Below are 14,936 nucleotides of genomic sequence, written 5' to 3' on the forward strand. Positions count from 1 at the left end.
AAAACCAATGTGGGAGCGAGCCTGCTCGCGATGAGGGTGTGTCAGTCAAAGAAGAGGTGACTGGCAGACCGCTATCGCGAGCAGGCTCGCTCCCACAAGGGGTTTTGCATTTGTTCAGATGTTGAGTAGTTGCAGGCGCTGGCGAACCGAAGCCTCGATCCCGGCCTCATCCAGCCCGCACTCGGCCAGCATCTGCGCAGGCTTCGCGTGCTCGACGTAACTGTCCGGCAAGCCCAGATGCAGCATCGACTTGAGGATGTTTTCACGCGCCAGGAACTCGCTGACCGCGCCACCGGCGCCGCCCATGATCGCGTTCTCTTCGATCGTCACCAGTAACTCATGGCTGCCGGCAATGTCGCGAACCAGGTCTTCATCCAGCGGTTTGACGAAACGCATGTCGACCACGGTTGCATCCAGCGTCTCGGCGACTTTCAGCGCCTCGGCCAGTTGCACACCGAACACCAGCAGGGCGACTTTGCTGCCCTGGCGACGAACCACGCCTTTGCCGATTTCAATCGGTTGCAAGTCTTTCTCGATCGTTGCATTCGGGCCGGTGCCGCGCGGATAACGCACCGCCGCCGGGCCGTTGAACAGGTGACCTGTGGTGAGCATTTTGCGCAATTCGTTTTCGTCGCTCGGGGTCATCACCAGCATGCCGGGGATGCAACGCAGGAACGACAGGTCGAAGCTGCCCGCATGGGTCGGGCCGTCTTCACCCACCAGCCCTGCGCGGTCGATGGCGAACAGCACGTCGAGGTTTTGTACCGCGACGTCATGGATCAGTTGATCGTAACCGCGTTGCAGGAAGGTCGAATAAATCGCCACAACAGGTTTCGCGCCTTCGCAGGCCATGCCGGCGGCGAGGGTCACGGCGTGTTGCTCGGCAATCGCCACGTCGAAGTAACGCAGCGGGAAACGCTCGCTGAACGCCACCAGGTCGGAGCCTTCTTTCATCGCCGGGGTGATGCCCACCAAGCGCGGATCAGAGGCGGCCATGTCGCATAGCCATTCGCCGAACACACCGGAATACTTCGGCCCACCGGATTTCTTCGGTGCAGCGGCCGGCGCATCAACGGGCTCAAGCTTGGTGATGGCGTGGTAACCGATCGGGTCGATTTCCGCCGGGGCGAAGCCTTTGCCTTTCTTGGTGACGACGTGCAGAAACTGCGGGCCTTTCAGATCGCGCATGTTACGCAGGGTGGCGATCAGGGTCGGCAGGTCGTGGCCATCGATCGGGCCGATGTAGTTCCAGCCCAGCTCTTCGAACAGCGTGCCGGGAACCAGCATGCCTTTGGCATATTCTTCGGTGCGACGGGCGATTTCCCAGGCACCGGGCAGGCGCGACAGGACCTTTTTGCTGCCTTCACGCATGCTGGCGTAAGTGCGACTGGAAAGGATCTTTGCCAGGTAGTTCGACAGCCCGCCGACGTTGCGCGAGATCGACATGTCGTTGTCGTTGAGGATCACCAGCATGTTGGCGTTCACTTCCGGCGCATGGTTCAGCGCCTCGAAGGCCATGCCCGCGGTCAGTGCGCCGTCGCCGATCACGGCAATGGCCTTGCGATCACTGTTCTGCAGGCGGGCGGCAATGGCCATGCCCAGCGCTGCGCTGATCGAAGTGCTGGAGTGGCCGACGCCAAAGGTGTCGTACTCGCTCTCGGAACGACGCGGGAAGGCGGCGACGCCGTCCTTTTGGCGCAGGGTGCCCATGCGCTCGCGACGGCCGGTGAGGATTTTGTGCGGATAGGCCTGATGACCCACGTCCCACACCAGCCGGTCGTCCGGGGTGTCGAAGACGTAATGCAACGCGATGGTCAGCTCGATGACGCCCAGGCCGGCACCGAAATGCCCGCCGGTCTGACCGACCGTGTAGAGCAATTCCAGGCGCAACTCATCGGCCAGGGTTTCCAGCTCGGCTTCGCCTAACCGGCGCAGGCCGTCCGGCGTGTTGGCACGGTCGAGCAGGGGCGTGGTCGGGCGCTTGCGGGGAATCTCATGAAACGTCGTGGGCATCAGGCGAATCGTTATAGGTATAAAAGATGCGGCAGTTTACCTGATGCATCGCCCCCTGCCCACGCGTTGCTTTTAACTTGGCGGATACGCCGTCAGCTGCGCCGCTCGACGATGTAGCGGGCCAGATCGCGCAACGGCTCGGCTGCCGCGTCAAACGGTCGCAGTGCGTGCAGGGCCTGATCGCGCAGTTCCAGGGCGTAGGCCTTGGCCGCGTCGAGGCCGAGCAGGGCCGGGTAGGTCGGTTTGTCGCGCGCGATGTCGGCACCCTGGCGTTTGCCGAGGGTTTCGGTATCGCTTTCGACGTCGAGAATGTCGTCCTGCACCTGGAACGCCAGGCCGATGGCCTGTGCATAAGTCTGCAAGGACTTCAGTTCGTCCTTCTCGGCACGGCCGCTGGCCAGGGCGCCGAGTTTGACGCTGACCTCGATCAGCGCGCCGGTCTTGTGCCGGTGCATGGTTTCGAGGGCTTTTTGGTCAAGTTTCAGACCGACCGAACCAAGGTCGATGGCCTGACCGCCGACCATGCCGGCCGGGCCTGCCGCCAATGCCAGGGCGCTGACCATCTGCAGGCGGAGGTGGTCGGAGGTGAGAGCAGCGTCCGACGTGCTCAGGCGCGGGTCGAGCAGGGCGCTGAACGCCAGGCTCTGAAGGCCGTCACCGGCAAGGATCGCGCAGGCTTCATCGAATTTTTTGTGAGTGGTCGGCTGGCCGCGACGCAGATCGTCGTCGTCCATGGCTGGCAGGTCGTCGTGTACCAGGGAATACGCGTGAATCAGCTCCACCGCGCAGGCCGCGCCGTTGGCTTGCTCAGCCTTGCCACCGAGCGCTTCGCACGCGGCGTAGGCCAGGAGCGGGCGAACCCGTTTGCCACCATTCATCACGCTGTAGCGCATGGCTTCGTACAACCGCGCGAGCTCAGGGCTCGGCGCGTTGAACAGGGTTTCCAGTGCAGCGTTGACGCGGGCCTGGCTGGTCGCCGAATACGCAGCAATCATTCCGGCTGATCCGCGTCGAAGGGTTCCTCGGCCAGCTCGCCATCACGCTCGAGCAGCACTTGAACCTTTTGCTCGGCCTGGGCCAGCGCCGCCTGGCAATCGCGGGTCAGACCGATGCCTTGCTCGAAAGCCGTCAGCGAGTCTTCCAGCGACAATTCGCCGTTCTCCAGTCGCTCCACCAGCGTTTGCAGGTCAGCGAGGGATTGTTCGAAATCCAGTGCAGCTTTTTTGCGGGCCATGGCGGCTATTTCCGGTTGACGTTAAACCGGCGCGACACTAGCAGACATGGGGGGTATGGGCAAATGAGGGCGGGTTTTTGAGCCTTGATCGCAAGTTGAAAACACCCCTTGTGGCGAGGGAGCTTGCTCCCGTTGGGTCGCGCAGCAGCCCCAAAACCATTTACCCAGGGTTTTCAGGAATACCGCATTCAGCCATTTACGACTGCTGCGCAGCCGAGCGGGAGCAAGCTCCCTCGCCACAAAGGAATGTCGCTTCCGTGAGTGATGGGGATTATTCGGCTCATTTCGTGAGCCGAATAAACGCGCTATTCGGCTCACGGACTCAAATGAGCGTGATTCCTACCGCAAATATAGATGTATCCGATTGTTAAAAAACCGCCAAATGGCTAACCTTCGCGCCTTCTACGACCCAATAGTCACGGGTCTTTCTGACGAAACGCAGTTTCAGGATCTGTAACGCGCCGAGGATCGGGTGCAAGGTTTCGTTATGCATGGCAGGAGGCGTCACATGCGTTCATTTCTTCTGGTGCTGATGGCGTTGGTCTGCGCGACCGCTGCCTGGGCCGAGCCGACGGCTGAGTTGTCGGAGCCGGTCGGCGGCTGGCGCTTCAACGGCCTGCTGGACCGCAGCGAATATCCTCAAGTCGCCTATCCGACGCCGCCCATCGACCGGGGCGTGCAGCGCAATCGCACGATGATCCAAGGCCAGCTCAAGGCCATCGGCACGCAACGCGGGCCTCATACGCTGGCCGTCAACGGCAATCCCCTGAATCTGTACACCGACGACCAGGGGCGATTCGCCCGGCCGTATGCGTTCGGCGCCGGTTCCAACAGCGTTGAAGTGCGCAGCTCTGAAGGCAAATCCCTCAAGCGTGTTCAATTCTATGAAGCCAACAACCTGCGCACCCCGGCGCGGATTCGCGTGGTGCTGGGTTGGGATGACCCGAAAGCCGAACTCGATCTGCACATCATTACCCCCGACGGCCAACACGCGTTCTGGGCTCGCCCGGCGATGAGCAATGGCGGCGGGTTGGATCCGGACGGCGTCGATGGCCCCGGCCCGGAAATGTTCACCATGACCGCGCCGATGCATGGCACCTATCTGGTTTACGTGAACTATTGGGGCAACTTCGGCAGCGGCGGCTATAACTTCGAGGAGACCAGCAACCAGAACGAGGTGATCACCTCGCAGATCAACCTGGTGCTCAACGAAAATACCGTCGACGAAAAACGCGAGACCTTCATCGTGCCCCTGCGGGCCATCGGTGACCTGCTGCTGGTCAAGACTTTCAACTATTAAGCATCCCGCTCCACGGATGACATCGGGTTTTGTGAACATGAGCGATAACACTGTTTCTCCGGCCGCCGAAACGCCTGCAGCCAAAACTCCTCGCCGCTGGACGGCCGTTGTGATCGGGCTGTGTCTGGTCGCCGGCGTCGCGGCCGGCTTGGGCTGGTTCATGCACAAACCCAAGGCGCCACCGGCCGAACTGGCCAGCGACAAGCTGGGCATGAGCCGCCCGGACGGTCTGCTCGAAACCCATTCCCTGAGCCAATTGCCCAAAGACTTGCTGGCGGTGCCGTTCCTCAAGGAAACCCTGACCGAGGATTTCGTCTTCTATTACGAAGCGCATGCGGATCGCCTCGGCCTGATCGGCAGTCTGCGGCGGATCATTTACGAACATGACCTGAAGTTGCAGGACAGTTTGATCGAGCAGCTCTTCGATCAACCGGCGGATGTGGCGTTGTGGCGTGGGGCGGACGGCCGGCTGAAAGACTTTTTGTTGGTGATGGATCGCGGTGGGCTGGCCAAGGTGCTGGAGCCGCTGGCGAAAGTGGCGCTGGATGATTCGCAGCTGACCACCGTCGCCACAGTGAAAGTCGGCACCGACGATGTGACGCTTTATCAACTCACTTACAACGCCAGCAAGGCGCTGCTGTTCGCCTCCCATGGCGACAAACTGGTGGTGCTGTCCAACCCGACCAAACTCTACGATTCAGAAGGCGGAGCTTCGGAAGAACCGGGCAGCGTCTCGACCCAGTCCATCGCCGCGTTGCTCAACGGTGACAAACTGTTCCCCGAAGCCTTCGGCCTGCCACCGCGTGCGCCCGAGGTGAAACAACGCCTGTCGGTCAACGCGAGCGTCCTGGCCATGGGTTACCAGCGTTTCATCCCGAATTTCGCCGGCCTGCGCTTCGACATGGACGACAAGGGCTGGCACAGCTTCCTCGCCATGGACGAACTGGACAACCAGCCGGACTTCGATTTCAAACCGGTCTGGCAAGCCATGCCAATGGGCGCCAGCGCTTGCGTGGCCCTGCCGCTCGCCGCCGAACAGCAGAAACCGCTGCTGGTGAAACTCGGCGCCGAAGAATCCGTCGCCCAGGCGCTGACCGAACACATGGCCGGGGCCGCCGGGCTGTGCTGGTACGCCGATTCGCGGTTGTACACGCCGTTGCTGGTGGCCAGCCTGAATGACGACGACAGCGCCAAACTCGACGGTGACTTGGGCAACCTGTTCGGCTCGATGGTTGGCGCCTATGAAGGCAACGTCGAAGAACACGCGTTCCCCGTGGTCGAGAAACAGGAAGGCCAAAGCCATCAGTGGCTGCGTCAGGTCAGCTCCAACTTCGGTCCCTACAAAGCCAAGGACGCCGAGAACCCTGACTCGATCACCGGCAAGGCGTTCATGAAAGTCAGCCTGGCGCGTCACGGTTCGACGTTGCTGTTCTCCCTCGATGACAAGCTCGTGGACAAGGCCCTCGGCACCCTCGACAAACGTTTCCCGCCGATGGCTGATGTGGTGCCGAAAGACCTGCTGATGCCGGTCTACTTCGGCCCGGAATCCATGGCGCAACTGATGCAGCAGGAAACCCTCGACAGCCTGCCGCAGGACATGGAGCCGGTGTTCTACAACGCCGCGCAAACCTACCTGATCCCGAAACTGCGCAAGCTTGGCGGCTATGGCAAGTACGCCCTGACTTTGCCCGAAGGCAGCGAGCCTGACGGCCATTGGCAGTGGCTGCCGCTGGAGTGGAAAGCGCTGTGACCGCACTTATCCGAGGCCTCGGCCTGCTGGCGATGTTGCTGGGCAGTCGCGCGTTTGCTGGAGAAGCCGCAGCGCTGGATCCGCAGCAGTCCCAGGTGTTTCGCGCTTGGTTCGTGCGCATCGCCCAGGAGCAGCTGACCCAAGGCCCCAGCCCGCGCTGGTATCAGCAGGACTGCGCCGGACTGGTGCGCTTCGCCGCCAACGAAGCGCTGAAAGTCCATGACGACAAATGGCTGCGCAGCAATGGCCTGAGCAACCGCTACCTGCCGCCGGAGCTGCAATTGAGCGAGGCCCAACGCAGCCTCGCCCAGCAGTGGCAGCAGGGCGGCGGCAAGGTCGGGCCCTACGTCAACGCGATCAAGTTGATTCAGTTCAACAGCCATCTGGTCGGTCGCGATCTGGCGCAAGCCCGACCCGGCGACCTGATGTTTTTCGATCAGGGCGACGACCAGCACCTGATGATCTGGATGGGCCGCTTCATTGCCTATCACACCGGCACCACCACCCCCACTGACAACGGCATGCGTTCCGCGAGCCTGCAGCAACTCATGACATGGAAGGACACCCGATGGATACCCGACGCAGCCAACCCCAACTTCATCGGCGTCTATCGACTGAACTTTCTCTCCCAATGATCGGTGCCCGCATGTTGCGTTTCCTGCCTCTGCTGTTGGTTTTGGTGCTGCCGTTTACGGCGGTCAACGCCGAAGACACCGTCGAGCCGAGCGGCTACACGCCGGTGGCCGGTGAAAGCTTTTTCCTGCTGGCGGACAGCAGTTTCGCCAGTGACGAACAGGCGATGGTGCGTCTCGAAGCGCCGGGACGCGATTACCGTCGTTTCCGCATGGAGCCCTATGGCGGCGCCGACATTCGCGTGTACCGCATCGACAAACCGCTGGATTTCCTCAAGCGCCAGAAGAACCTGCACCGCGTGGTCAGCGACGGTCAGTTCAAGGGTGAAGGCCTGTCGAATACGCTCGCGTACCTGTGGGACAACTGGTATCGAAAATCCCGTCGGGTGATGCAGCGGGCGTTTTCCTACGAGTCGCGCAAACAAGTCACCGAGGAAGTGCCGGAACTGAAGATGGGCAGCGCGATTGCCGCACCCACGCCTTACGACGCTCAGCCGCAATTCGCGCTGATTCCGGGTTTGCCGGTGGTCAGCCAGTTCCGTTATCCGCTGTGGCAAGCCAAACCGATCCAGCCGCCAACCGGTGTGAATCTGGCCGGTTCTTCCAGTGAGTTCGTCAGCGTCGCGCCGGGCAACGTGTACATTCCGCTGGGCAATTTGAAACCCGGTCTGTACCTGGTGGAAGCGCTGATCGGCAAGTACCGTGCGACCACCATGGTGTTCGTTTCCAACACTGTGGCCGTGAGCAAGATTGCCGGTGATGAACTGGTGGTCTGGGCTGCGCGCAAGCACGAAGGCAGTTCGGTGCCGAAGGTCAATGTGCTGTGGACCGATGGTCTCGGCGTGATGAGCAGCGGCGCCACCGATGCCGATGGTTTGCTGCGCCTGAAACACGTCAGCCCCGAGCGTTCGTTCGTGATTGGCGAGGACGAAGAGGGTGGGGTGTTTGTCTCCGAGAACTTCTATTACGACAGCGAAATCTACGACACCAAACTCTATGCCTTCACCGACCGGCCGCTGTATCGGCCGGGGGATTGGGTGTCGCTGAAAATCGTCGGTCGCGAGTTCAAGAACGCCCGGGATTCCGTGGCACCGACCGCTGCCGACGTCAACGTGACGGTACTCGATGCCACCGGCACGGCGCTGCAATCGCTGGCGCTGAAGCTTGATTCCAAGGCTGGCACCCAAGGCCGATTCCAGTTGCCGGATAACGCCGTGGCCGGCGGTTATGAACTGCGTTTCAGCTACAAGGACCAGGCCTACAGCAGCGCTTTCCGCGTAGCCGAATACATCAAGCCGCACTTCGAAATCTCGCTGAACCTGGCCAAGCAGGATTACCGAACCGGCGAACCGGTCAAGGGCAGCCTGGTGCTGCTGTACCCGGACGGCAAGCCGGTGGCGAACGCAAAATTGAGCCTGAGCCTGCGCGCCCAGCAACTGTCGATGGTCGACAACGAACTGCAATACCTCGGGCAATTCCCGGTGGAGCTGACCAGCACCGAACTGACCACCGACAGCAAAGGCAACGCGACCCTCGACCTGCCGGCCGCCGAGAAACCGAGCCGTTACATGCTCACCGTGTTTGCCAGCGATGGCGCGGCGTATCGGGTCAAGACCACCAAGGAAATCCTCATCGACCGTGGCGCCGCGAGTTTCCGCTTGAGTGCACCGCAGCGCTTCAGCGCAGTGGGTGACAAGGTTGCGTTCAGCTATTTGAATGAAGGGGGCAGCGAGCAGGCCAAAGCCGTCATGCCGGGCAGCTACAGTTGGGTGCGGCTTGAAGACCAGAGCACTGGCGAAGGCAAACTCGCCGCGACGGATAAAAGCTTCACCTTGGCCTTCGACCGTCCAGGCACCTACAACCTGACGTTGAAGGATGACCATGGCCGAGTCGTCGGCGCCACCGGCCATTCGGTGACCGGCGATGGCGTCAAAGCCGTGCCCGGCACTGTGGAAATCGTCCTCGACAAGCCCGAGTACAAGGCGGGCGACGAAGCCTTGGCGCTGATCACTTTCCCTGAGCCAGTCAGCGATGCATTGCTGTCGCTGGAGCGTGACAAGGTCGAGTCCACGGCGTTGCTGTCCAAGGGCGGCGACTGGCTGAAGATGGAAAAACTCAGCGACACCCAATACCGCGCGCGCATCCCGGTGAAGGACACCTTCGCGCCGAACCTGACCTTCTCGGTGCTGTACACCAAGGGCGGTCAGTACAGCTTCCAGAACGCCGGCATCAAGGTGATCGCGCCGCAGATCGACGTGGCCATTGCCACTGATAAAGAGGCATATCAGCCGGGCGATACCGTGTCGGTGGACCTGACTACCCAGTTCGCCGGCAAGCCGATTCCGGCACACCTGACGGTCAGCGTGGTCGATGAAATGGTCTATGCGCTGCAACCGGAAGTCGCGCCGACCATCGACCAATTCTTCTACCACCCACGCCGCAACAACGTGCGCACCAGCGCCAGCCTGTCGTTCATCAGCTACGACGTTGCGTTGCCGGGCAGCCCTGGCGCACCGGGTAAAGCCAACCGCAGCGAGCGCGGGGTGAAAGTGCTGGAGCGGCCGCGCCGTGAAGACGTCGACACCGCCGCGTGGGAACCTGAGTTGATCACCGACGCCAACGGCAAAACCCGCTTCACCTTCAAAATGCCGGACTCGCTGACCCGCTGGCGCATCACTGCCCGAGCCATCGCCGATGACGGGCAGGTCGGGCAGAAGAAGCAATTCCTGCGCTCGGAGAAACCGCTGTACCTGAAATGGAGCGGCCCGACCCAATTCCGCAATGGTGACAAACCGGATCTCGGTGTGTTCGCCTTCAGCCAGGCGGAAAAACCGGTCAAGGCCGAGTTGGTGATCCATTACGGCGGCGCCGAACAGCGCGTGCCGGTGACCCTGAACAACGGCATCAACTACATCGCGCTGCCAGCGTTCGCGTTGACCTCCGGCGAGTGGACCGCCGAACTGGTGCAGGACGGCAAAACCGCCGACGCCCTCGCCGTGCGCCTGACCGCGACCGGCGAAGGCTGGCAGGTCACGCAAAGCCAAAGCCTGGACGTGGCCAGCGGTGATACGCCGCTGACCTTGCCGGCGGACGCGACGGATATTCGCCTGCGTCTGGATGACAGTCCGCAAGCGCTGTTCCGCTCGGCGCTCGATGATCTCCTGAGCTATCCGTACGGTGGCGTCGAACAAACCGCGAGTCGTTTGCTGCCATTGAGCATTGCGTACCCGACCTTGTCGTCGAACCCGCAGATCCGCGATCGCTTGCGCCTGATCATGCAAAACAGCCGTCTGCGCCTGGTGCAAATGGCCGGGCCGTCGGCGAGTTTCACTTGGTGGGGCATGGACGGCGAGCCGGATGCGTTCCTCACTGCCTACGCCTATTACGCCGACTGGCACGCCAGCAAAGCGCTGGAACTGAGCCTGCCGCCGGAGCATTGGCAGCGGGTGCTGGAGGTGTATTCCAAGCAGGCGAAAAACACGCCGTTGCTGCAGCGGGCGCTGATTCTTTCGTTCGCCAGGCAGATGCAATTGCCGGTCAACACCTTGCTCAGTGGGTTGATGGATGACCTGGCGAAAGCAGGCGAGGGCAGCGCGGCGAATCTGATGGAAGATGGCGAGGACAGCCTTGTCATGAGCGATCCTGATTCGGCGCTTGGCTTGGCGGCTGCTCGTACGCTGACTGCCTCGTTGGCGAAGCAATCGAAGGTGACTCTGCCGGACGCATTCAATCGTCAACTGCCGGATGCCCAGCAGCGTTTGGCGGTCAGTTCTCAGCCATTTGCCGAAGCCTTGAACCTGTCGCTACAACCCTTCGATCAGGCTCGTGCGCAAGCGTTGTTGCAGCGTTTGCTGCCGCAGCAATCGACCCTGGAGCGCGCTTTGGCGCTGACCTGGTTGCAACGCAGCATCGAGCAGGCATCGCCCACCATCGCACTGGCCCCGGGTGAAGGCTGGAAAAAACAACACGGTGCTACCGGTGAAATGTACTGGACGTGGCAGGGCGCTTCACCCGTACCGGCGGTGTTGTCGCTGACCGGGACGCAAGAACGTCCGTTGCGAGCGGCATTGAGCTTCCAGACCAAGCAACCACCGGTCGATCCGATGGCCGTGACCATCACCCGTCGCCTGTCGCGTCTGGTGCCGGGTGACGAAGCCTTCACCTTCAAACTGGAAGCCGTCGGCACCCAGCCGTTGTCCAGCGACAGCCTGTACCTGGACGAAGTGATCATCACCAGCAAAGCCGCCAAACCGCTGCGCTACGGCATGCTCGAAGTGCCGCTGCCACCGGGCGCCGATGTCGAACGCACGACGTGGGGCATCAAGTTGATGGGCAAGGCCGGCACGGAAGCTACCGCGTTGGAGAAAGCGCGTTTCGAGCCGGGCCAGATGGCTTATGCGATTCCGGTCGATGCCTTGAGCGGCGAACTGCGCCTGCGTCATCTGGTGCGCTTCTCGCAGAAAGGCCAATTCAACCTGCCGCCGGTGCGTTTCACTCAGGTCTACGCGCCGCAGCATCAAGCCCAGGAACAGAAACCGGCCCTCGGCCAGGCCACGGTCAACTGACATGACCCGACCGCTGGTCTGGTGGCTGCTGTGTTTGATCCCTGCGCTGGCGACAGCGCAGGAGGAGCCGCTGCGTCTGGGCTTCAAGGGCGAGTTGATTTCGTTAAGCCAGACTCAAGTGATTTCACGTGAGCCATTGCCTGCTGATGTGCAGGCACCGCTCGGCAGTTTGTGGAAGTTGTTTGTGTACGGCTGGCTGGTGGACACCGGCGCTCGTGAGCCCGCTTACGAGTGTCGCGGGCAGTCGAAAGAGGAAGTGTATTGCTGCGCTGCTGGCGGCAAGATCGAGCGCGATCAGGCGTTAGTGAAGTCATGTGGCTTGTACTTTGAGCCTGCGCGATTGGGTATTTCTGAGGCTGGCTGGCGGGATTATTGGCAAGCACGGCAGGCGCCGGAATGGTTGCTGAACCTGCCTTCGTTGCAGCCTTCTACGCGAGTTTCCGTGGCTGAATTGCTGAAAGTGCTGGCCGTGATGCCGGCGCAGGACCAGGCGCGGCGGGTGTTGCTCGATGTGGTGCTAAGCGCCGCTGACGGCAATGTCGTCGGCGAACTCGGTGGCCGGTTGCGGGTGAAAACCTGGAGCTGGTTGGGCGATCAGGACCCTGCGTCGCGTCAGGGCGGGTTTGCCGGATGGACGGCGGACGGTACGCCGATCTGGGCGGGCGGCCGGGGGACCAGTCAAATGGTCTTGCGTCACTACGGTGGGGTGTTGGCTTCTGTGTTGCCGGTTGAGTGGCCTTTGGATGCGGGACGTTGCGTCGAAGTCGGTCTGTTTTCTCGTTATCCGATCGAGCGTGTTCTTGCGGGGGATCGGGTTGTTTCTTCCGGGCCTCTGCTGGGCGACTATCGCGTCGAATTCGCCAACGGCAATCAACTCGATATCCACAGCGACGGCGAACTGTTTTTGCTGAAGGGCAAACTCGTCGCTCGACTCGACCGTGAAGAATACGTCGCCCGCGTCCTGCAAAGGGAAGCCAAACCCGAACCCATTGAAGCCGCCAAAGCCCTGGCTGTCGCGATCAGAACCTATCTGCTGCAAAACGCCACCCGCCACGGCGACTGCCTGAGCATCGACGACAGCAGCAACCGCCAACGCGTCGCCCCACGCCCGGCCACCGCCGAGTCACGCCACATCGCCGCCTGGACCAGCGACCTCGTCCTCGCCGGCAGCACCGTCACTTACCACTCCGACCAACCCGGTCCGGACAAACTCTCTTGGCAGCACGCCATCGAACAAGCCAACGCCGGCCAGCGCTACGACGCCATCCTGCTGCACGCCTACCCACGCGCCAGCCTCAGCCGCTGGGACAACCCCGTCGCCTCCTGCGAAGCTCTGCCCGCCGCGCAAGACTGGCTACTAAAGCAACGCCGCGGCTGGCGTGCGCAGTTGGAAAGCGAGGTCGGCTACAACGACGTCAGCACTTTCGCCGTCTGCCGCCTGGCCTTCGGGCGCCCCTACGTCGACCGCGAACGCCAGCGCATCTACGTGCGCGGCGTGCTGTCACTGCAAGACCGTCTCGACCTGACCCACGAATACCTGCACCTGGCCTTCGAAGCACACCCCAACGGCCAGGATGAAACCTACATCGAAGGGCTCGCCCGCCACCTCTTGCTGGAATAGGCCATGAAACTCCGTTATCCACAGGTCTTCCTGTTCCTTTGTTCTTTTTGTGTATTGCCCGCAGTTTTTGCGGCTGAGAGTGGCGTGAAACTCAATACGCCCGTTGGTGGCTGGCGCACTGGCGCGTCCGAAGGTGAAGGTGAAAACTTTCGTCAAACCGTTAACTATCCAGCCTCCTCGGTGAACACGCCGGTCGGCCAAGCCAATACCGCCCGTATCACCGGGCAGATCAACGCCACGCCAAAGTCCAGTGAACCTGGGCGGTTGATCGTCAACGGCGTCAGCATGCCGCTGAAGATTGATCCGTCTGGGCGTTTTGATCGACCGTTCTCGTTTCCCAATGGCAGCAACAGCGTTGAAGTTCGCAGCCCTGATGGGCAGCAACGGTCTCGGACGCAGTTTCTTAATGTCAGTGGTGGGGCTACGCCGGCCAAGTTGCGCGTGCTGCTGGCGTGGGACAGCGATGGGACGGATCTGGACCTGCACCTCATCACGCCTGATGGCGCCCACATCTGGTACGGCGACCGCGCTGTTCCCAATGGCGCTGCGCTCGATGTCGACGTGACGACGGGATACGGCCCGGAAATCTTCGCCATGCCGGCGCCAATCAAAGGCCAATACCTCGTCTATGTGAATTACTTCGGGGGTGGGTATCGGAGTGATGAGGACGGGCAGGAAGAGGCGGTTCAAGCGCTGACGACGGCGCAGGTGACGGTGATTACGGAGGAAGGGACGCCGAACGAGAAGATGGAGACGTTCTTGGTGCCGATGCGGGCGGTGGGGGAGTTGACGTTGGTTAAGGGGTTTAGTTATCCGTGAATTTAGGGGAACGTCCCACACAGAGCGTTACCTTCATAGCCATGACTGATTGGCCCAAGCATCATAAGCGGGCCACAGGCATAAAAGGGTTCGCGTACCTTTTGCTCGGAATTGAGCAACACTACGGTATTTCCAAATACATCGTTGCCGAATGATTGTTCGTAGTACGACTCGCAAACTGGCAGTTTCAATGGCACTGGAATTATCACAGCCCACAGCGTGATACCGCACCACTCGCGGGTTGGCGAGGACTTGACCGTATTGGTAATCACGGGCGTGCCGGATTGATAAGTTAGATTCCGGTAAGCGTCGGTTTTAAGTGTCGTCTTTTCCGGCCCCGACAGTGAAGTTAGCCATTGAGGAAAATGAGGACCAGGCCAACGCCCGCAATTACCTGACACCGGAATGCCTTAGCGCCGCATTGCTGGTCAGTAATAACCTGATCGGCAAGACGCCGTTTATCGAGGTTGTCCTCGAACTGAGTCGGCAGACGGCTGCAATCAACTGTGGCGACATGACCCGAGCAAAAGACCTGCTGGTGGCGCAGGCGCACACTTTGGATGCTCTTTTCACGCAGCTCGCGAGTTGGGCACTATCGGCCAAACATATAGATGGACTGGAGTCCTACATGCGCCTGGCGCTCAAGGCCCAAAACCAGGCCCGGGCTACTACCTTGCAGACCTTGGGCGAACTCAAAACCCCCAAGCAGGTCGCTTTCGTGAAGCAGGCGAACATCGGCAATCAGGTTCAGGTCAACAACGGTATTCAAGAGGAGCCCGCGCGCACGCGGAAAACCAAAAAAGCGCAGAACGAACTATTGGAAGGTTGAGCATGGCGAACGGCTGGACACCCGAGCGACGGGCACGGCAGGCGAAGCTGATCCGGCAATGGCGACCTTGGGAACAAAGCACCGGACCGCGAAGCTCCGAGGGTAAGGCTGTTGCATCGCGCAATGCATGGGATGGCGGGATGAGGCCGTTGCTGCGAGACCTGGCCGAAGAG

General features: G+C 61.3%; 10 protein-coding genes. 7 read left to right on the top strand and 3 right to left on the bottom strand.

The window, feature by feature from the left end:
* Positions 1-114 precede the first annotated feature (114 nt).
* From dxs to BLU63_RS14185, 3 genes are all read right to left on the bottom strand, one after another.
* Entirely contained in the window at positions 115-2,013 is a 1,899-nt protein-coding gene (gene dxs, locus BLU63_RS14175; protein ID WP_010467331.1) for a 1-deoxy-D-xylulose-5-phosphate synthase, read from the bottom strand.
* A 92-nt stretch (positions 2,014-2,105) separates the two neighbouring features.
* Positions 2,106-3,008, bottom strand: a complete 903-nt coding sequence (locus tag BLU63_RS14180; RefSeq protein WP_010467332.1) for a polyprenyl synthetase family protein — start codon at positions 3,006-3,008, stop codon at positions 2,106-2,108.
* On the bottom strand, positions 3,005-3,247 hold the full coding sequence (locus tag BLU63_RS14185) for an exodeoxyribonuclease VII small subunit (RefSeq protein ID WP_007894317.1): 243 nt from the start codon (positions 3,245-3,247) through the stop codon (positions 3,005-3,007). The genes BLU63_RS14180 and BLU63_RS14185 overlap by 4 nt, the downstream gene beginning before the upstream one ends.
* Before the next feature lie 508 nt (positions 3,248-3,755).
* Here BLU63_RS14185 and BLU63_RS14190 point away from each other — a divergent pair.
* The 7 genes from BLU63_RS14190 (at position 3,756) to BLU63_RS32760 (ending at position 14,763) form a co-directional block, all read left to right on the top strand.
* Positions 3,756-4,547, top strand: coding sequence for a YfaP family protein (locus BLU63_RS14190; RefSeq protein ID WP_077749229.1), 792 nt, complete (start codon positions 3,756-3,758; stop codon positions 4,545-4,547).
* A 37-nt stretch (positions 4,548-4,584) separates the two neighbouring features.
* A complete protein-coding gene (locus BLU63_RS14195) occupies positions 4,585-6,297 on the top strand; it encodes a DUF2138 domain-containing protein (RefSeq protein ID WP_083375664.1) in 1,713 nt (570 codons plus the stop codon).
* Between the two features lie 32 nt (positions 6,298-6,329).
* Entirely contained in the window at positions 6,330-6,932 is a 603-nt protein-coding gene (locus BLU63_RS14200; RefSeq protein WP_186353740.1) for a DUF1175 domain-containing protein, read from the top strand.
* On the top strand, positions 6,929-11,494 hold the full coding sequence (locus BLU63_RS14205; RefSeq protein WP_083375665.1) for an alpha-2-macroglobulin family protein: 4,566 nt from the start codon (positions 6,929-6,931) through the stop codon (positions 11,492-11,494). The genes BLU63_RS14200 and BLU63_RS14205 overlap by 4 nt, the downstream gene beginning before the upstream one ends.
* Before the next feature lies 1 nt (position 11,495).
* The gene (locus BLU63_RS14210) at positions 11,496-13,115 is read left to right on the top strand and encodes a DUF2300 domain-containing protein (RefSeq protein ID WP_083375666.1); all 1,620 of its coding nucleotides are present in this window, start codon (positions 11,496-11,498) and stop codon (positions 13,113-13,115) included.
* A 3-nt stretch (positions 13,116-13,118) separates the two neighbouring features.
* A complete protein-coding gene (locus BLU63_RS14215) occupies positions 13,119-13,934 on the top strand; it encodes a YfaP family protein (protein WP_083375667.1) in 816 nt (271 codons plus the stop codon).
* A 343-nt stretch (positions 13,935-14,277) separates the two neighbouring features.
* Entirely contained in the window at positions 14,278-14,763 is a 486-nt protein-coding gene (locus BLU63_RS32760; protein WP_231990959.1) for a hypothetical protein, read from the top strand.
* Positions 14,764-14,936: the final 173 nt, after the last annotated feature.

Origin of the sequence: Pseudomonas mandelii (assembly GCF_900106065.1) — a bacterium.
Taxonomy (GTDB): domain Bacteria; phylum Pseudomonadota; class Gammaproteobacteria; order Pseudomonadales; family Pseudomonadaceae; genus Aquipseudomonas; species Aquipseudomonas mandelii.